Source organism: Mesoterricola sp. JemC181, assembly GCF_055384585.1.
Genome location: NZ_AP045076.1, coordinates 3415642 through 3431470 on the forward strand (window position 1 = coordinate 3415642; position 15829 = coordinate 3431470).

The window sequence follows — 15829 nt, forward strand, 5'->3', positions numbered from 1 at the left end:
ATACGGGATGACCACCCTCAGGTCGCTGGCCAGGATCCGGTGCGGCAGGTGCAGGCCCCTCCCCGCCGGCCCCGCATCATGATCAAATAGGCGCATGCCAAAATCATTGGGTTGCGGGCTTCTGCTCCTGGTCCTCCTGTGGCTGCCCCTGGTGGCGGCCATCTGGCTCTGGGTCGATCACGCCCGGATGAAGGCGGCCGGCATCGACCCTCCGGAGGAGCCCGGCTGGCCCTGGAATGCCGTCCTCGTGGCCATCCGCGGGGGAATTCTGGGCCTCCTGGGGCCCGTTGCCATCCAGCGCGGACTGGCGGGCGCAGCCGCGGGCTCCTTCTACTGGCGCCACGCGGCGGAGAACGTGGCCATCGGGGCCATCCTGGGCCTCCTGCTGCTCCTCCTCCAGAAGAACCTGGTCCGGCGGGAGTTCACGGCCCTGGAACTGGCCACGGCCCGAGGGATGGCCATCCTCTTCATCCTCTTCCTCGTGAGGACCCAACGGCTCCTGCCGTCCCTGGGCGCCTCCGTTTCGGGGGGGTGCGTCGCCTGCCTTCTGTATGCGGTGGAGTTGGGAGTCGCGCGGGTCCTTGGGCGGGAACCTACTGGATGACCACGCTCAGGTCGCTGGCCAGGATCCGGTGCGGCAGGTGCAGGCCCTCCCGGATCTTCACGCTGCCCGCCAGGTCCTTGAAGCCCCAACGCTTGTAGAACCGCAGCGCCCTGGGGTTGCCCTCGAAGGCCTCCAGCCACACGCCCCGGGTCCCCTTGGCCCTCGCGTCGTCCAGGAACGCGGTCATCAGGGCGTCGGAGACCCCCTGCCCCATCCACGGGGCGGGCACGTACAGCCTCGAAAGCTCCAGGTGGGGCTTGGCCAGGCCCTCCACGGGGCACGGATCCGCGGAGAGGGCCAGGTAGCCCCGCCAGCCCTCCTCGCCCACCGCGATCCAGGTGCCGTTGCGGATGAGGCCCTCCATCACGGGCGTGGTGAAGGCCTTGGAGCACAGGAGGTCCAGGGCCTCCTCGGGGAAGAGGTAGCCGAAGGACTCCCGGAAGCAGGCTTCCGCGAACTGTCCCAGGGCGTGGCCTTCATGGAGTTCCGCTTTCCTGACGGTGAAGGACATGGCCGCCCTCCTTCGATTTTGAGACTCAGGCGTCCCAGGGGAAATGGTAGGGCAGATCATACCACTTCCTCAAGGTCTCCATGTCCTTTCTCAGGGCGGCGCCCACCGGGCAGCCCTTCTCCTTCCGGATCTGCCAGGCGAGGTGCTCCTTCTCGCCCGCGGTGAAGATGTGCTCCTCGCCCGGGGCCTTCCGGCTCGCCCGCAGCTCCCGCATGATGTTGCCGGCGATCTCCTTGAACCGCGCCAGCTCGATGAACTCCTCGATGTCGACGGCCATGAAGAAGTGCCCGATGGGAATGGGGACCTTCTTCCCGTTCTCGTCCAGGCCGTTGAGGAGCTTGAGGTAGGCGCCGTCCTGCAGGGCCGCGCTGAGCACTTCCACGACGGTGGCGTAGCCGTACCCCTTGAAGCCCGCCATCTCCTCGCCGATGCCGCCCAGGGGGGTCAGGGCGGCCTTGCCCAGGGTCAGGTCCACCAGCACCTGGGCCGTGTCGGTGCGCGTGCGGCCCTCCTCGTCGATGACCCAGCCGGGCACCAGGTCCTTGCCCATGCGGGCGTAGCTCTCGATCTTGCCCCGCTGGGTGACGGAGGTGGCGCAGTCGAGGATGAAGGGGAAGTCCTCGTCCGTGGGGAAGCCGATGGTGAGCGGATTGGTGCCCAGCATGTTCTCCACGCCGAAGGTGGGGGCGATGGAGGGGCGGGCGTTGGTGCCGGTGATGCCGATCATCCCCGCCTGCGCGGCCATGGAGGCGTAGTAGCCGGCGATGCCGTAGTGGGTGGAGTTCCGCACGGCGGTCATGCCCATGCCGTGGGCCCTGGCCTTGGCGATGGTGGTCTCCATGGCCTGCCTGGCCACCACGTGGCCCATGCCGTTCTGCCCGTCCAGGACCGTGACGGTCTTGCGGTCCCGCACCACCTTCACGCGCGTGACGGGGTCCAGGATGCCGTCCCGGATGCGGTCGATGTAGATGGGCTTGAGCCGCCCGATGCCGTGGGAATCGATGCCGCGCCGGTCGGATTCGATGAGGACGTCGGCGATGACGGCCGCGTCCGGACCGGGGACGCCGGCGGCGGCGAGGGCGTCCCGCATGAACCCCTCGAGGTAGGTGAAATCAAGCCAGACGCAGTCCTGGTACTGGTTCGGATACGCTTCGACCCACTTCATGGGGGATCCTTTCAAGAGGGGATGGTGCCATGTTGGACGGTTCGGCCCGGTGGCACAAGCCCCAAAGGATCTATTGGCGGTACTGGGCGGGAGGCCCGAAGACCCCGGGCCGGCCGGTGATCTGGAACCGCACGAAGAGGGCGCCGTCCCCGATCACCAGGTCCTTCAGGCCGTCCCCGTCGATGTCGGCGATGGCGACGGAGCCGGGCCCCTGGACGCCGCCGTAGCGCACGGCCGGCTTGAAGGTGCCGGCCGCTGCGGGGTCCTGGATCAGCAAGGCGACGCTGCCGGGGTAGCCGGGCAGGCCCGCGTTCGCCACCACGAGGTCGGGGCGCCCGTCGCCGTCCAGGTCGCCCACGGCCACGGAGGAGGCGTACGAATCGCCGGTGTCGTAGGTCACCGCCGCCTGGAAGGTGCCCGCCTGGGCGCCCTGGAGGAGGACGCTGACGCCCTGGGTGGTGGGGGCGAGACCGGTGCCGTTGTTGGCCACCACGAGGTCGGGACGGCCGTCGCCGTCCAGGTCGGCGACCGCCACCGCCACGGGGTGGGTGCCCACGCCGTAGTCCACGTGCGGAAGGAAGGTGCCGGGGTGGGCGGGGTCCTGCAGGAGCACGGAGACGAGGTTGCCGGACGTGGTGGCCACGATGTCCGGGAGCCCGTCGCCGTTGACGTCGGCGACGGCGGCGGCCGTGGGCTCCCCGCCCACCGCCAGGGCCACGGGGGCGGCGAAGGTCCCGCCCGGGGCCTGCTGGGTGAACAGGAGCAGGGTGCTGGCGCCGTCGGCGGCCACCACCACGTCGGGGAAGGTGTCCCCGTCCAGGTCGCCCACGGCCGCCGCCTGCGGGTTGCGCGCGCCCACCGGCAGGGCCACGGGGGCCTTGAAGCCGCCGGGTGCCGCCGGATCCGGGAACAGGACCGAGACGGTGTTGGCCGCGCGGGTGCTCAGGGCCAGCTGGCGGTTCACCACCACCACGCCGGGGTTGCCCGAAGGCGAGAGCCGGGCCGCCACGAGGAAGGCCGGGTTGTCGCCGGCGGAGGTCTGGACGGGATCCCTGTAGGTGCCGGGGTTTGCGGGGTCCTGGAGGCGGGCCGAGACCCACCCGGAGGCGTTGACGCCCCCGCCCTCGTAGTGGACGGCGTCCACGATGTCCACCCGGCCGTCCCCGTCCAGGTCGGCCACGGCGACCCAGGTTGCGGGATAGGTCGGGGTGCCCACCCGGTAGTAGTGGTCGTCCCCCGAGCAGGAGAGCTGGATGGCCGCGAGCCCCGCCAGGAGAGGCGCGCTCCACAGGAGTCGGTTCATCGGATGGCTGCCCATGATGGATCCTCCGGAACGGGTGTCGGGAAAACGACGGAATGATCTCCCGCTGATGCAGGTTAGACGATTCCCATCCTGGAACCGTTGACGCGGGTGGAGCCCTTTTTTTCGACATGCATCGTTACACGATGTTTTAGCCCCTCCAGGCCGGAACGGTCCAACCCCAACCGATAGGAAATAATCATTTCCATGAGACTTCCCTTGGGATGGCGTCCCAAGCCGTGGCAAACTCGACTCTCAGGCCACGAACCGGCCCGGAGTCCTGATTGGCCATGATCAATGCCGTGACGATCTTCACCACCTGTGGCAGCGAAGAGACAGCCCTCACCATTGCCGCCGCGGTCGTGGACCAGGGGTATGCCGCCTGCGTCAATATCCTTCCTTCAATAAAAAGCTATTACTACTACAAGGGCGGCACCCACCTCGACGAGGAGGTGATGCTGATGATCAAGACCAGCCGCGACCGGTACGACGCGGTGGCCCAGGTCATCACCGAACTCCACACCTACGAGATTCCGGAGATCCTCATGGTCCCGGTCGAAGCATGCTCGGACAGTTTCCTCGAGTGGATCGAGGAATCGGTCTCCCGCGAAGGCTGATCACCTCACAACCTGGAGCCCATCATGGAAATGTCCCTCAGCGGAGAGTTTCTCAGCGTCGTGGAACAGGCCGCGATAGCCTGCGCCGTGAGCATCGGCAACGGCAACCGCAAGCACAGCGACTGGCTTGCCGTGGAGTCCATGCGCAAGAGCATGGAGCACCTGCCCATCGACGGCACCATCGTCATCGGCGAAGGCGAACGGGATGAAGCGCCGATGCTCTACGTGGGCGAGAAGCTCGGCCTGGGCATGGGCCACCCCGCCGTCGACATCGCCGTGGACCCCCTGGAAGGCACCAACCTCTGCGCCACCGGCGCCCCCAATGCCATCACCGTGCTGGCCGCCTCCGAGAAGGGCGGGCTGCTCCACGCCCCCGACCTCTACATGCAGAAGCTCTGCGTCGGCCCCGCGTCCAAGGGCAAGGTCCACCTGGACGCCACCCCCGCCGAGAACCTCAAGGCCATCGCCCTGGCCCTCCACCGCAAGGTGAGCGAGCTCACCGTGGTGGTGCTGGACCGGCCCCGGCACGACAACCTCATCGAGGCCATCCGCACCGCCGGCGCGCGCATCCAGCTCATCGGCGACGGCGACCTCTCCGCCGCCATCTCCGCCGCGGTCTCCGGCACGGGCATCCACGCCGTCATGGGCATCGGCGGCGCCCCCGAGGGGGTCATCTCCGCGGCCGCCCTCAAGTGCCTCGGCGGCGAGATCCAGGGCCGCCTCGTGGTGGACACGAACACCGCCAGCAGGGAGAAGGCCGAGGCCATGGGCGTCGACTTCAACCGCATCTACTTCACGGACGACCTGGCCCCCGGCGAGCACATCGTCTTCGCGGCCTGCGGCGTCACCCGCGGCAACCTCCTGGACGGCGTCCACACCTTCGGCGACGGCGTGCGCACCGCGAGCCTGATCCTGAACCGCCACCCCCGGCGGGTGCGCTTCATCGACACGGTCCACGTGAACGAGGGCGAGGACATCACGGTCCGGTTCTAGCCGTGCCCCCTACCTGAACCTGCACCAGAGCGTACCCTGCCGTCCACGCCATGAACCGTAGACGCAAAGGTTGCCATCGTCCTGCAGGATCATGAATGGATTATCGATAATGTGTGGGGAATCGGATTGCCAGATGAGCCTCTTGCTGGGCTTCATCTCATACAGGCAGAGGTTTCCATCCTTTTGCATTTCAAGGTTGTAGACCGGCTCGAGGGAGGTTCCGCCGCCGCCGGCGGCCCACACGACATGCTTTTCGGTTCCAACGATGCGCTCGATGCATAGAACACCGAAGGGCCTGATGGTGAGCTCGAATATTTTGTTCCGAGAATACATCACCTGCCCGCTGCTCATGATTCCAGGTGATTTCAGGACATTCCCGAGGTTGGCGGCCTGCGCGGTCGCACTGGCGAGGAGAAGCAGGGCTGAAAATGCGCATCGGATTGGGCTGACCCGCATGGGTGGCTCCTGATAAATTAATTAAATAATTTATACAGACTCCACCCGCCGTCAAGGGTGCTACCGCGCCAAATCTCCGGCCCGCACGAACTGCACCCTCCCCTTCGCAGCCGGGATGAGCTTTTCTAGGGCCTCCACCGTCTCCGGGTAGATGTGCCCGATGATCACGGCGTGACCCTCCCTGGCCGCGATGCCCAGGGCCCGCTCCCACTGCTTCTTCATCTCCGCGAAGCTCTTGTCGTCGTCCAGGAAGACCTTGCGCTGGACGGTGGGCACGGACAGCTCCCGGGCCACGTCATAGGCCACGGATTCCTTCTCGGTGCGGCTGTCCACGAAGAAGCACTTCTTCGCCCGGATCTCCTCCAGGATCCACCGCATGCGGGTGCGGTCGGGGGTGATGCGCGAGCCCATGTGGTTGTTCACGCCCTTGCGCCAGGGGACGTCGGCCAGGGCCTTGCGCACCCGGGCCCGCAGGTCGGGCTCCTTGAGGTCGAACATCACGGCCTCGGGGCCGGGGTCCTTGCCGGGGGCCGGGTAGCCCACGGGCTCCATGGGGAGGTGGAGCATCACCTCCTTGCCGCGTTCGTGGGCGATGTCGGCGCTGGCGCGGGTGTGCTCCTGGTAGGGCAGGACCGCCACGGAGAGGGGCACGGGCTGGGCGCACAGGCGCGTGACCAGCTCGGTGGGAGCGTAGCCCAGGTCGTCGATGACCACCGCCAGCTTCGGCAGGGCCGACTTCGGCTCGGGCGCGGGAACGGGCGTTGGCGCGGGCGCGGGCGGGACCGGTTCGGGCTTGCGGGGCTTGGGCTTGGGGGCGGGCTTGGGCGGGGCCTTCTCCTCGTCGCCGGGAAGGCGGCCCTTCTTCGAGCAGGACTGGGAGGTGAACAGGGCGCCGATTCCCAGGCCCAGCGCGAACATGAGCACGGCCAACGCGGCCAGGCGGGGCGTGGAGGCTCGGCCCCCGCGTCGGGTCGCCACGGGCCTAGGCCGGTTCCCGGTCCGCCGGGACCCTTCGCAGCAGCCCGGACACCAGCACCGGGTCGCGCCGGTTCTGCCGCGGGATGTTCAGCTGGGCGGCCTTGGCCTTCTCCTCCAGGATCTCAAGGATCCGCGGGATGGGGTCCTCCTCCGGCTTCAGGTTCTTGAAGACGTGATCGGGGATGACGCCGGCCTGGACGGCGTCCCCGGGGTGCGCGGGGTCGGTCCGGGCCTTCATGGCCGCGGGCTTCTCGCCGCCCACGCCCAGGAACTCGCCGCCGGCGCCCAGCCAGCGCTTGTTCACGACTTCCGCGGCGCCGCCCTGGCGCAGGGGGAAGCGGGTGCGTTCCACGCCCAGCCCCATGGTGCGCTCGCCGAAGACGGGCACGGACTGCTTCTTGAGGGCCGAGGACAGGGCCTCGGCGGCGCCGCAGGTCCAGGGGCCCTGGAGCACGGCCACCTTGGCGAAGGTCGGCAGGCCGGCGGGAATGACGGCCACGGCGACGGGGGCCTTGCCCGTCTCCTGCACGGTGGCCAGCGGTCCGGCGCCCGCCAGGAGGCCCGCCACCAGGGCGGCCTCGTTGAGGCTGCCGCCGTTGCAGCGGCGCAGATCCAGGATGAGGGGCAGCTTGTGGTCCAGGTCCTTCAGCAGGGCCTGGAGTTCGACCGCCCGGCCGGGGGTCAGGTCCTCCATGCCGATGAGGGTGGCCTTGGCCTCCTTGCGCACGAATGCGGGGGGACGGGCGACCAGCTCGCGCTTGACGGAGATCTTCTTCAGCTCGCCGTTGGCGGCCGCATAGCGCAGGAGGGCGACCTCGGAACCCGGCGTCCCGCGCAGCCTGCGCTCCAGGGTCCAACTGCTCATGGGACCGATGGAATCGCCGTCCACCTTCCGGATCACATCCCCGGGCTGGAAGCCGGCCTTGGCGGCGGGACTGCCGGCGGTCACGCCCATGACCTGGGCGTAGATCTGGCGCTTGAGCACCTGGATCCCGATGGAGCCGGCCCCGGGATCGGGAAGGCGCAGGTCCTCGGGGGTGAGGTAGGAGTTCAGGGGATGGGCCCGTTCCAGGGCGGCCTGGATGCCGCCGGTGATGACCTTCTCCATGTCCGGGGGATCGACGTAGTTGTCCTTGATGAGGGACAGCACGTCCTGGATGTCGGAGAGGCCGGCCAGGGGATCGGTGCTGGCGGGCTTGACCTCCTTGCGCGGCGCTTCCTGCACCGGGTGGAAGACCACCGGGTAGGTGAACATCGCCACCATGGGGAGAGTCAGGAGGGAGAGCCAGGTGCGCTGGTGCATCCCCTAGTGTAGGCTCCTTTGCATCCTGGACGCGAGATCATCCAGGCAGATGTCCACCGCCCGGTTGGGTTCGGCGCGGGACAGTCCGGCCAGCACGGCGGGATCCCCCATGAGCCGGGCCGCCTCCTCCGCCAGGGGCAGGTGCATCCCGGGCCCCTGGAGCACGACCCGGGCGCGGCCCTCGGCCTCCATGGCCCGGGCGTTGCCCACCTGGTGGTCGCCGGCGCTGCCCGGCATGGGCACGATGACGGCCGGGCGACCCGCGGCCTTGAGCTCGGCGCAGGTGCTGGCCCCGGCCCGGGTCACCACGAGGCTGGCGGCCTCCAGCTGGCGGTCCATGAACTCCAGGAAGGGCGCCAGCTTGTGCCGGGGATGCCGGTCCAGGGCGGCCAGGTCCGCGAAGGGCCCCGGGCCGGTCTGGTGGAGGAGGTCCCACTGGGGAAACCGCTCCAGGAGCCCGGGAGCCGCCAGGAACACCGCCTCGTTGAGGGCCCGGGCCCCGCCGCTGCCCCCCAGCACCAGGAGCCGGTAGGGGGGGCGCTGGGCCGACAGGGGCTGGAAGTCGCGCAGGAAGGCCTCCCGCACCGGCGTCCCAGCCAGGACGCACCGGGCCCCGGGGAGGCCGCCGCGGGCCTCCTCCATGCCGCACCAGACGCCGTCGGCCCCCTTCGCCAGGGTCTTCACCAGCAGCCCGGGGCTCGCGTTGGACTCGTGGAGGAAGTAGGGGATGCCCAGGCTCCGCGCGGCCAGGAGGGCCGGGCCGGCCCCGTAGCCGCCGGTCCCCACCACCGCCCAGGGGCGATGCACCTTCCAGGTGTTGACCAGGATCCGCCAGGCCCGGAAGAGCTTCCAGGCCGCGCGCAGGGTCCTCAGGGGCGAGCGCCCCACGAAGCCCTCCACGTCCAGCAGCTCGAAGGGCCAGGGGCCCGGGGGCAGGAGCCGCGCCTCGATGCCCCGGGTGGCCCCCACGAAGGCGATGGGCCGGTCCCAGCGGGCCCGGGCCCCCTCGGCCAGGGCCACGGCGGGGAAGAAGTGCCCCCCCGTCCCGCCCCCTGTGAACACGAGGCTGTCGGCATACATGCGTCCGGTCATGGGCACGAGGATACCATTTGGCGATTCCCTGGTAGTATTTAGGACTAGGCCGTACCGAAAGGGCGGCTCCCTTTTTTTCGGGAGATCGAATGAAGATTCTTGTGGCCCTGAAGCAGGTGCCCGACACCGAGACCAAGATCAAGGTGGCTGCGGACGGAAGATCCCTCGACGGCGGCGACGTCAAGTGGATCACCAGCCCCTACGACGAGTACGCCCTGGAGGAGGCCCTGCGCCTCAAGGAAACCGCCGCCGCCGAAGTGACCGCCGTCTCCGTGGGCGGGGACAAGGCCAAGGACATCCTGCGCAACGCGCTGGCCCTGGGCGCCGACCAGGCCGTGCTGGTCAAGTCCGCCGAGACCGGGGACCCCCTGGCCGTGGCCCGGACCCTGGCCGCCTTCGCCGAAGGCAAGGGCTTCGACCTGATCCTGCTGGGCAACAAGGGCTTCGGCGGCGACAACGCCTCCGTGGGCCCCATGCTGGCCGAGCTCCTGGGCGTGGCCCAGGCCAACGTCGTGACGAAGCTGGAGCTGGCCGAGGGCCGCTTCAAGGCCGAGCGCGAAGGGGACGCGGACAGCGAGGTGCTGGAAGGCTCCCTGCCGGCCGTGGTCACCGCCCAGCGCGGCCTCAACGAGCCCCGCTACGCCAACCTCAAGGGCATCATGGCCGCCAAGAAGAAGACCATCGAGGAAGTCGACGCCGCCCCCGTGGCCCCCGCGGTCACCACCGTCACCCTCGCCCTGCCCCCCTCCCGCCCCGAAGGCCGGAAGCTGGAAGGGGACGCCGCCGCCCAGGCCGCGGCGCTCCTGGGTCTCCTGCGCGACGAAGCCAAGGTCCTGTAAACCACCCATTCCGAGGTCGAGATGATTCTAGTTTTCTGTGAGACGAAGGATGGGAAGATCCGCAAGCCTTCCCTCGAGGCCCTCAGCGAGGCCCGGAAGCTGGCCGATGCCGCGGGCAAGGGCCTGGGCGCCCTGTTCGTGGGCGCCACGAGCGCCGGAGCCGAGGAGGCCGCCCAGTACGGCGCGGACGTGATCGTGAAGATCGAGGACCCGAGCCTCGCCGCCTATTCCAGCGACGGGTACGCCCAGGCCATCGCCGACGCCGTGAAGGCCAAGGGCGCCACCGCGCTCCTGGCCGCCGCGACCTCCTGCGGCCGCGACGTGGCCCCCCGGGCCGCCGCGCGCCTCGGGGCGGGCTACGCCTCGGACATCACCGGCCTGGCCATGGAGGAGGGCCGCCTCCTGGTGACCCGCCCCGTCTACGCCGGCAAGGCCTTGGCCACCACCCGCTTCGAGACCCCCGTGCAGGTGGCCACCACCCGCCCCAACGTCTTCTCCCTGGCGCCCTGCGCCAAGGCGGGCACCGTGGAGACCCTCCCCGCCCCAGGCGGCGGCTTCCTGGCCGTGGTGAAGGAGATCCTCACCAAGGGCGCGGGCCACGTGGACATCGCGGAGGCCGACGTGATCGTGGCCGGCGGCCGCGGCATGAAGGACGGCGCCAACTTCAAGCTCCTCGAGGAGCTGGCCGAGGCCCTGGGCGGCGTGGTCGGCGCGAGCCGGGCCGCGGTGGACGCGGGCTGGGGCCTGCCCCACAGCATGCAGATCGGCCAGACCGGCAAGGTCGTGAGCCCGACCCTCTACATCGCCTGCGGCATCAGCGGCGCCATCCAGCACGTGGCGGGCATGTCGGGCTCCAAGGTCATCGTGGCCATCAACAAGGACCCCGAGGCCCCCATCTTCAAGCTGGCCACCTACGGCATCGTGGGCGACCTGTTCGAGGTGGTGCCCGAACTGACCAAGGCCGCCAGGGCCCTGGCGAAATAGCTACCGCGTGGGGTAGGCTCCGATCACGTCGTGCTCGAAGTGCTCCCCGTTGAAGTGCCGCAGCGTCCTCACCACGAAGCGCCCCGTGGGCACCTCGCTTCCGAAGCGGGTGCCCACGTCCGCTTTTTCGCAGAACGTGAGGAAGTGGCCTTCCGCGTCGGTGACCCGCACCCGGCCGATGGCGCCGGCGTTCTCCATGCCCTCGGCGATCAGCGCGGCCAGGGCCGCGGGCGTGCCGTATTCCGGCGCGAACTGGCTCTTGTCCGGGCACGACCCGTATCCGTGCTTGGCCAGGATGCTCCGCAGGGCCCCCCAGGAGAGGTTCACGTCCAGGGCCGCGAGCCGGTCCTGGGGCCCCGCCGGGATGGGGGCTGACTTCACCTCCTCCTGGGGCGCGGGGGCCGGCTCGGTCCATGCCCGGTAGCGCTCTTCCGCCGCCAGCACCCGGGCGCCGTGGCGCTCGCGGCGCCCGGCGTCCGTGAGGGGCTTGCGCCGCTCCACCCGGGGCGGCGCGTAGACCGCGACGTCCCATCCGCCGCCTGGAGAGGCCTTCTTCTCCTCCCCGAGGGGCGGCACCGCCAGGACGGACCCGATGAGGCGCTCGCCTTCCACCGTGAAGAACATCCGGCCACCCGGGCCCCGCACCAGTTCCGAGGCGCGGAAGCCCTCGGGAAGCGGAAATTCGACCGGCTCGCCTCCGGGCTTGAGGCGGCCCAGCCTGGACCTTCCCCGCTGCGTGAACCACACGGCCCCCTCCGCGTCCAGGGCCAGGTCCCAGGGCATTCGGGGGCCTCCCCCGGGGGGAAGCTTGGTGAAGGTCACGGCCCGGGTGTCCTCGTCGAAGCAGCCGATCCCCTCCTGGGAACCCGTCAGGGTGAACCACACCGTGTTTCCCGCTCCGCGCACGAGACGGTTGGCGCGGCAGCCCGCGGGCAGGTCGATGGCGATGCCCCCCCTGCCGCCCACCTTCACGACCCGGATATCCGTGCGCTCCGGCCCCGCGAGGAAGACCCCGGTTCCGGCGGCGTTCATCGTGGCCACCGCCGCGGGGCCGATGCCGGGAAGCGTTCCGAGGGAGTCCACCCTGAATTTGCCGTCGTAGGCGTGGAAGTGGAGCGCCCCGCCGGATATGGAAACCAGCACGTCCCCGCCGGGTCCGGCGGTGATGGCGACGGGTTCCATCCCCGGCTCCGCGGCAAGGGTGTGGCAGAAGCCCCGGGCGGACCTGGGCCCGGGACTCAGGTCGGCGAGGAGGAGCCACGCGTTCCGCCGGTCCCCGAACACCCAGAGGCGGTCCAGGGAGTCCTTGGCGAGCCCTTTCACCGCCTGGTCCTCCCCCAGGATCCGGAGCCCGTACTGGACGCCCGTGGGCGACAGGTGCCGCAAGGCCGAGCCTTCCAGCCAGAACACCTCGCCCCAGGGCGAGGCCACGAGAAACCGGGGCGCCTCCTCTCCGCCGGTGTGGAAGAAGCGCAGGGCTCCGGTCTTCTCCGGCCCGCCGGCGGGTTCGAAGAAGGGATGCAGCTGGGCCCCGGCGAGGTCCAGCCCGGTCGCGCCGGAGATGTCGGCCTGGAACAGGCGGGTTCCCTTCAGGCTGGCGCCGGTCAGGGTCGCATTGTGGAAGGTGGCGCCCGTGCAGTCCGCTCCGTCCAGGCGGGCCCCGGTGAGGTCGCGGCCGGCGAAATCGGCCCCCCTCAGATCGGCGTTCTCCAGGCGGGCCCCCGGCCCTGCCAGGCGTCCGTTGACCCGTTTCGAGCGGGTGGTGATCCCCGTCCCCAGGGCCCCCACGCTGCCGGGCGGGAGGCCGGACGGAAGCGAATAGATGCGCTCCTGGGCGCCCAGGGCGAGGGAGCCCAGGAGCAGGCCGAGGGCCACGGGAAGGGTCGCGTGCATGGGGATTCCTTGAACAAGCCAATGCCCGGGTTCCGGGGCATTTGACCTTCAAGTGTCCGCTCCGAGGATCCGGTTCCCCCTCAGGCCCGCTCGAAGCCCTCTTCCTCCAGGAAGGACCTCGCGTCCTCCACGTCCCCGAAGCGCGCGATGATCTCCACGCCCTCCCGCATGTCGCCGTCGGCCCGGTCCAGGCTGCTGAAACCCTGGCGGATGATGCAGCCGCCGCCGGTCTCGTCCAGGCCCAGCTGCACGAGCTCCCACGTGACGCCGTGCTCGTCGCGCCACACCTCGACGCTGATCACGAGGGCTTCTCGAAGAACAGCACCACCATGCCGAAGCCCACGCGGTCCCCGGGCTTCAGCTCCCGGGCGTCGCCGGGGGGGAGGCGCTCGCCCTTGATGTAGGTGCCGTTGGCGACGCCGTGCTCCTCCACCAGGAAGTACCGGTTGTGCTCGCAGAGGATCCGGGCGTGGCGCCGGGAGACGCTGAGCTGCGGGTCCTCCTCGGTGAGGTCGATGTCGGGGTGGATGCCCGTGTTGGGGTCGAAGCGGCCCACGAGCGCGCCGTGGGAGAGGATGTTGAACTTCCGCCCGGAGATGACGGACACGAGGCTCACCGCGGCGGGCTGCGCCCTGGCCTTCATGCCCTTGGAGACGTCCATGTCCGTGCGGCCGGCCAGTTCGCGGTTGCGCTGGGCCAGGCGCTGCATCATCTTCACGGACACTTCCGGGTTCTGGCGGATCATGCGCAGGAAGGTGCCCCGGGAGATGGTCACCACCTCGGTGTCCTCCAGGGCCACGACCGTGTGGTGGCGCGGGATGGGCTCCAGGAGGCTGCCCTCGCCGAAGAAGTCGCCCTTGGCCAGTTCCTCGGACCAGTCGCCCTGGGGTTCGGTGCCGACGTACATGCGGATCTTGCCGGAAAGGATCACGTACATCGTCTGGGCCAGGTCGCCCTTGCGGTACACAATCTCCCCTTCCTTGAAGGTGAGCTTGCTCTGGCCTATGAAGTTCGATTCGGACATGGGTAACCGAGGGATGGATCTAAAGATAACCTGCCTTCGACTCCGTTGGGAACTTCACTGGGAGGCGATTTTTCCCTTTATGCTGGTGGAATGCAACCGCTCCGCTGGATCCTCGCGCCCCTGGCCCCCCTGTACGGGGGGGTCGTGGCCCTGCGGAACCGCGCGTTCGACCGGCACCCGGAACGGGCCGCCCGGGTGGAGGTGCCCGTGGTGTCCATCGGCAACCTGACCACCGGCGGCACCGGCAAGACCCCCGTGACCCTCCATCTGGCCGAAGCCTTGGAAGCAGAAGGATTTCTGCCCGCGGTGGTCTCCCGTGGCTACGGTGGGCGGCGCGACCTGGATCCCATGGAGGTGGACCCCGCCTCCGACCCGGCCCAGACCGGGGACGAGCCCCTGATGATGGCCCGGCGCCTGGGTCCCGGACGGGTGGTGGTGGGCAGGCGCCGCCACCACGCGGCCCTGCGGGCCCTGTCCCTGGCGCCCCGGCCGGACCTCCTCATCATGGACGACGGGTTCCAGCACCGGGGCCTCCACCGGGACCTGGACCTGCTCCTGCTGGACGGGGTGCGCCGCTGGGGCAACGGGCGCATGCTGCCCCTGGGCGACCTGCGCGAGCCCGCGGCCTCGGCGGCCCGGGCCTCGGCACTGGTGGTCACCCGCGGCGGCCGCGCCGACCGGGACGCCATCCTGGCCTGGTGGGGCCGTTTCGGTTCCGGGGGCCCGGTGTTCTGGGTGGACTTCGCCATCACCTCCCTGCGGCGCCTGGACACCGGCGCCCGCATCCCCCTGCCCCTGGGCGGTCCGGGGCCGCTCTTCGCGTTCTGCGCCCTGGGGCACCCGGAGGCGTTCTTCGCGGACCTGCTGGTGGCCGGCGCCCCCTGGACCGGCAACCACGCCTTCCCGGACCATCAGCCCCTGGGCCCGCGCCTGGCGGCCCTGGAGGCCGAGGCCCGGGCCACCGGCGCCGAGGGCCTGGTGTGCACGGAGAAGGACGCCGTGAAGCTGGACCCCGCCCGCGCCGCCGGAATGCCCATCTGGGTCGCCGAGCAGCGGGTGACGGGCGCCGGGCCCCTGGAGGCCTGGGTCCTGGAGCGGCTCAGAGGCTCTTCAGGATCTCCTGCCGCTTCTTCTGGTACTCGTCCTCGGTGATGAGGTTCTCGTCCCGGAGCCGCTTCAGGGCCCGCAGACGGGCCTCGGGGCCTTCGGCGGGGGCGGCCTTGGGCTCGGGTGGAGGGGCGCCCTGGAACCCCGGCAGCACCGGCGCGGGCGCCGCGTAGGGCACCGCAGGGAACTCCACCCAGTCGCCGCGCCTGGAGGCCAGGCCCTCGCCCCTGAGCACCACCTTGCCGGCCTGGCCGCGGGACCCGTAGGTGAACTCGGGCTTGTCGCCGCGCACGCGGAAGCGGTCCACGAAATCCAGGCGCGCATCCCGCACGATCACCTGCACCTTGCCCCCCTCCACGAAGAGCCGCGCCGTAATGCCGAAGGACGGGTTCATGAACCCCCCGCCCCTGCGCCCCGTGCTCAGCAGCACGAGGTCCTCGCCCGGGTCGGCCACGGCGAAGGCCTCCAGCAGCGGCTTGACCAGCTGGTCCACCTCCTTGGCCTCGAACAGGGGCCCCTCCTCGAAGCGGATCGCCCGCAGGCTGCGCCGCAGGGCCTCCGCGTCCAGCTGCGCCGGGTGCTGCGCCGGCGCCGCGCCCGCCTCGGCGGGCACCAGCTTCACCCAGGTGAACTCCTTCAGCTCCCAGTTCGTGCGATGGGGAGCGGCGGCAAAGGCCGCGAACGCGCACAGGACCGCCGGCACACCTGAAAACACCTTCATGGAACCTCCAGAGCTTGGATGCTGCATCCGCCAGGATAGCACCCAGGTTGACCCCCTCCCCTCCCCGTGATACGTTGACCGTGCACGTTAGCGCGGGCGTAATTCAGTGGCAGAATGTCAGCTTCCCAAGCTGAACGTCGTCGGTTCGATCCCGATCGCCCGCTCCAAAGCAAAGGCCCCGCAAGGGGCTTTTGTTTTGGAGCGGGCAATCGGGATCGAATCGTCCGATGCGCGCCGGTAGG

The 15829-nt window shown here is 70.0% G+C and carries 17 protein-coding genes and 1 tRNA gene; 7 read left to right on the forward strand and 11 right to left on the reverse strand.

The window, feature by feature from the left end:
* Nucleotides 1-94 precede the first annotated feature (94 nt).
* Nucleotides 95-604, forward strand: coding sequence for a hypothetical protein (locus ACZ5MC_RS15050; RefSeq protein WP_306601322.1), 510 nt, complete (start codon nt 95-97; stop codon nt 602-604).
* On the opposite strand, the gene ACZ5MC_RS15055 is transcribed toward ACZ5MC_RS15050, so the two are convergent.
* From ACZ5MC_RS15055 to ACZ5MC_RS15065, 3 genes are all read right to left on the reverse strand, one after another.
* Nucleotides 594-1115, reverse strand: coding sequence for a GNAT family N-acetyltransferase (locus ACZ5MC_RS15055; RefSeq protein ID WP_464516172.1), 522 nt, complete (start codon nt 1113-1115; stop codon nt 594-596). The two genes, ACZ5MC_RS15050 and ACZ5MC_RS15055, sit on opposite strands and share 11 nt — an antisense overlap.
* 25 nt (nt 1116-1140) lie before the next feature.
* A complete protein-coding gene (locus ACZ5MC_RS15060; RefSeq protein WP_306601324.1) occupies nt 1141-2280 on the reverse strand; it encodes an Ldh family oxidoreductase in 1140 nt (379 codons plus the stop codon).
* A 70-nt stretch (nt 2281-2350) separates the two neighbouring features.
* Nucleotides 2351-3598, reverse strand: a complete 1248-nt coding sequence (locus ACZ5MC_RS15065) for an FG-GAP repeat domain-containing protein (protein WP_464516173.1) — start codon at nt 3596-3598, stop codon at nt 2351-2353.
* 272 nt (nt 3599-3870) lie between these two features.
* Here ACZ5MC_RS15065 and cutA point away from each other — a divergent pair, with 272 nt between their 5' ends.
* Together cutA and glpX are read left to right on the forward strand one after the other, a co-directional pair.
* Entirely contained in the window at nt 3871-4197 is a 327-nt protein-coding gene (gene cutA / locus ACZ5MC_RS15070) for a divalent-cation tolerance protein CutA (RefSeq protein ID WP_306602286.1), read from the forward strand.
* 24 nt (nt 4198-4221) lie between these two features.
* Nucleotides 4222-5190, forward strand: a complete 969-nt coding sequence (gene glpX / locus ACZ5MC_RS15075) for a class II fructose-bisphosphatase (protein WP_464516174.1) — start codon at nt 4222-4224, stop codon at nt 5188-5190.
* Nucleotides 5191-5199: 9 nt separating this feature from the next.
* On the opposite strand, the gene ACZ5MC_RS15080 is transcribed toward glpX, so the two are convergent.
* The 4 genes from ACZ5MC_RS15080 to ACZ5MC_RS15095 are packed head-to-tail and all read right to left on the reverse strand — an operon-like array spanning nt 5200 to nt 9019.
* On the reverse strand, nt 5200-5646 hold the full coding sequence (locus ACZ5MC_RS15080) for a hypothetical protein (protein WP_464516175.1): 447 nt from the start codon (nt 5644-5646) through the stop codon (nt 5200-5202).
* 60 nt (nt 5647-5706) lie between these two features.
* Nucleotides 5707-6624 (reverse strand): divergent polysaccharide deacetylase family protein, encoded by a 918-nt coding sequence (locus tag ACZ5MC_RS15085; RefSeq protein WP_464516176.1) that lies wholly within the window; start codon nt 6622-6624, stop codon nt 5707-5709.
* Between the two features lie 4 nt (nt 6625-6628).
* The gene (locus tag ACZ5MC_RS15090; protein ID WP_464516177.1) at nt 6629-7927 is read right to left on the reverse strand and encodes a S41 family peptidase; all 1299 of its coding nucleotides are present in this window, start codon (nt 7925-7927) and stop codon (nt 6629-6631) included.
* Nucleotides 7928-7930: 3 nt separating this feature from the next.
* Nucleotides 7931-9019 (reverse strand): UDP-N-acetylglucosamine--N-acetylmuramyl-(pentapeptide) pyrophosphoryl-undecaprenol N-acetylglucosamine transferase, encoded by a 1089-nt coding sequence (locus ACZ5MC_RS15095; RefSeq protein ID WP_464517791.1) that lies wholly within the window; start codon nt 9017-9019, stop codon nt 7931-7933.
* 89 nt (nt 9020-9108) lie between these two features.
* Between ACZ5MC_RS15095 and ACZ5MC_RS15100 the strand changes: the two genes are divergently transcribed.
* Both ACZ5MC_RS15100 and ACZ5MC_RS15105 read left to right on the forward strand, forming a co-directional pair.
* Entirely contained in the window at nt 9109-9858 is a 750-nt protein-coding gene (locus ACZ5MC_RS15100) for an electron transfer flavoprotein subunit beta/FixA family protein (RefSeq protein ID WP_306601330.1), read from the forward strand.
* Nucleotides 9859-9879: 21 nt separating this feature from the next.
* Entirely contained in the window at nt 9880-10842 is a 963-nt protein-coding gene (locus ACZ5MC_RS15105) for an electron transfer flavoprotein subunit alpha/FixB family protein (protein ID WP_306601331.1), read from the forward strand.
* Here the strand turns inward: ACZ5MC_RS15105 and ACZ5MC_RS15110 are convergent, their stop codons facing one another.
* The 3 genes from ACZ5MC_RS15110 to ACZ5MC_RS15120 all read right to left on the reverse strand — a co-directional run bounded on the left by ACZ5MC_RS15110 (nt 10843) and on the right by ACZ5MC_RS15120 (nt 13759).
* Nucleotides 10843-12735, reverse strand: a complete 1893-nt coding sequence (locus tag ACZ5MC_RS15110) for a pentapeptide repeat-containing protein (protein ID WP_464516178.1) — start codon at nt 12733-12735, stop codon at nt 10843-10845.
* 80 nt (nt 12736-12815) lie between these two features.
* The gene (locus ACZ5MC_RS15115; RefSeq protein WP_306601333.1) at nt 12816-13037 is read right to left on the reverse strand and encodes a hypothetical protein; all 222 of its coding nucleotides are present in this window, start codon (nt 13035-13037) and stop codon (nt 12816-12818) included.
* Nucleotides 13034-13759: a cyclic nucleotide-binding domain-containing protein gene (locus ACZ5MC_RS15120; protein ID WP_464516179.1), complete on the reverse strand. Its 726-nt coding sequence runs from the start codon at nt 13757-13759 to the stop codon at nt 13034-13036. The genes ACZ5MC_RS15115 and ACZ5MC_RS15120 overlap by 4 nt, the downstream gene beginning before the upstream one ends.
* Before the next feature lie 90 nt (nt 13760-13849).
* Here ACZ5MC_RS15120 and lpxK point away from each other — a divergent pair, with 90 nt between their 5' ends.
* Nucleotides 13850-14911 carry a tetraacyldisaccharide 4'-kinase gene (lpxK, locus tag ACZ5MC_RS15125; protein ID WP_306601335.1) on the forward strand — a complete coding sequence of 354 codons (1062 nt, stop codon included), beginning with the start codon at nt 13850-13852 and terminating at the stop codon, nt 14909-14911.
* On the opposite strand, the gene ACZ5MC_RS15130 is transcribed toward lpxK, so the two are convergent.
* Entirely contained in the window at nt 14859-15587 is a 729-nt protein-coding gene (locus ACZ5MC_RS15130; protein WP_464516180.1) for an SHOCT domain-containing protein, read from the reverse strand. The two genes, lpxK and ACZ5MC_RS15130, sit on opposite strands and share 53 nt — an antisense overlap.
* 92 nt (nt 15588-15679) lie before the next feature.
* Between ACZ5MC_RS15130 and ACZ5MC_RS15135 the strand changes: the two genes are divergently transcribed.
* Nucleotides 15680-15754, forward strand: a tRNA-Gly gene (locus tag ACZ5MC_RS15135).
* Nucleotides 15755-15829 lie beyond the last annotated feature (75 nt).

Excerpts from the sequence above, each read along its gene's own strand:
- ACZ5MC_RS15050 (WP_306601322.1), top strand. The coding sequence starts at position 95 with ATGCCAAAATCATTGGGTTGCGGGCTTCTGCTCCTGGTCCTCCTGTGG.
- ACZ5MC_RS15055 (WP_464516172.1), bottom strand. The coding sequence starts at position 1,115 with ATGTCCTTCACCGTCAGGAAAGCGGAACTCCATGAAGGCCACGCCCTG.
- ACZ5MC_RS15060 (WP_306601324.1), bottom strand. The coding sequence starts at position 2,280 with ATGAAGTGGGTCGAAGCGTATCCGAACCAGTACCAGGACTGCGTCTGG.
- ACZ5MC_RS15065 (WP_464516173.1), bottom strand. The coding sequence starts at position 3,598 with ATGGGCAGCCATCCGATGAACCGACTCCTGTGGAGCGCGCCTCTCCTG.
- cutA (WP_306602286.1), top strand. The coding sequence starts at position 3,871 with ATGATCAATGCCGTGACGATCTTCACCACCTGTGGCAGCGAAGAGACA.
- glpX (WP_464516174.1), top strand. The coding sequence starts at position 4,222 with ATGGAAATGTCCCTCAGCGGAGAGTTTCTCAGCGTCGTGGAACAGGCC.
- ACZ5MC_RS15080 (WP_464516175.1), bottom strand. The coding sequence starts at position 5,646 with ATGCGGGTCAGCCCAATCCGATGCGCATTTTCAGCCCTGCTTCTCCTC.
- ACZ5MC_RS15090 (WP_464516177.1), bottom strand. The coding sequence starts at position 7,927 with ATGCACCAGCGCACCTGGCTCTCCCTCCTGACTCTCCCCATGGTGGCG.
- ACZ5MC_RS15095 (WP_464517791.1), bottom strand. The coding sequence starts at position 9,019 with ATGACCGGACGCATGTATGCCGACAGCCTCGTGTTCACAGGGGGCGGG.
- ACZ5MC_RS15100 (WP_306601330.1), top strand. The coding sequence starts at position 9,109 with ATGAAGATTCTTGTGGCCCTGAAGCAGGTGCCCGACACCGAGACCAAG.
- ACZ5MC_RS15105 (WP_306601331.1), top strand. The coding sequence starts at position 9,880 with ATGATTCTAGTTTTCTGTGAGACGAAGGATGGGAAGATCCGCAAGCCT.
- ACZ5MC_RS15110 (WP_464516178.1), bottom strand. The coding sequence starts at position 12,735 with ATGCACGCGACCCTTCCCGTGGCCCTCGGCCTGCTCCTGGGCTCCCTC.
- ACZ5MC_RS15120 (WP_464516179.1), bottom strand. The coding sequence starts at position 13,759 with ATGTCCGAATCGAACTTCATAGGCCAGAGCAAGCTCACCTTCAAGGAA.
- lpxK (WP_306601335.1), top strand. The coding sequence starts at position 13,850 with ATGCAACCGCTCCGCTGGATCCTCGCGCCCCTGGCCCCCCTGTACGGG.
- ACZ5MC_RS15130 (WP_464516180.1), bottom strand. The coding sequence starts at position 15,587 with ATGAAGGTGTTTTCAGGTGTGCCGGCGGTCCTGTGCGCGTTCGCGGCC.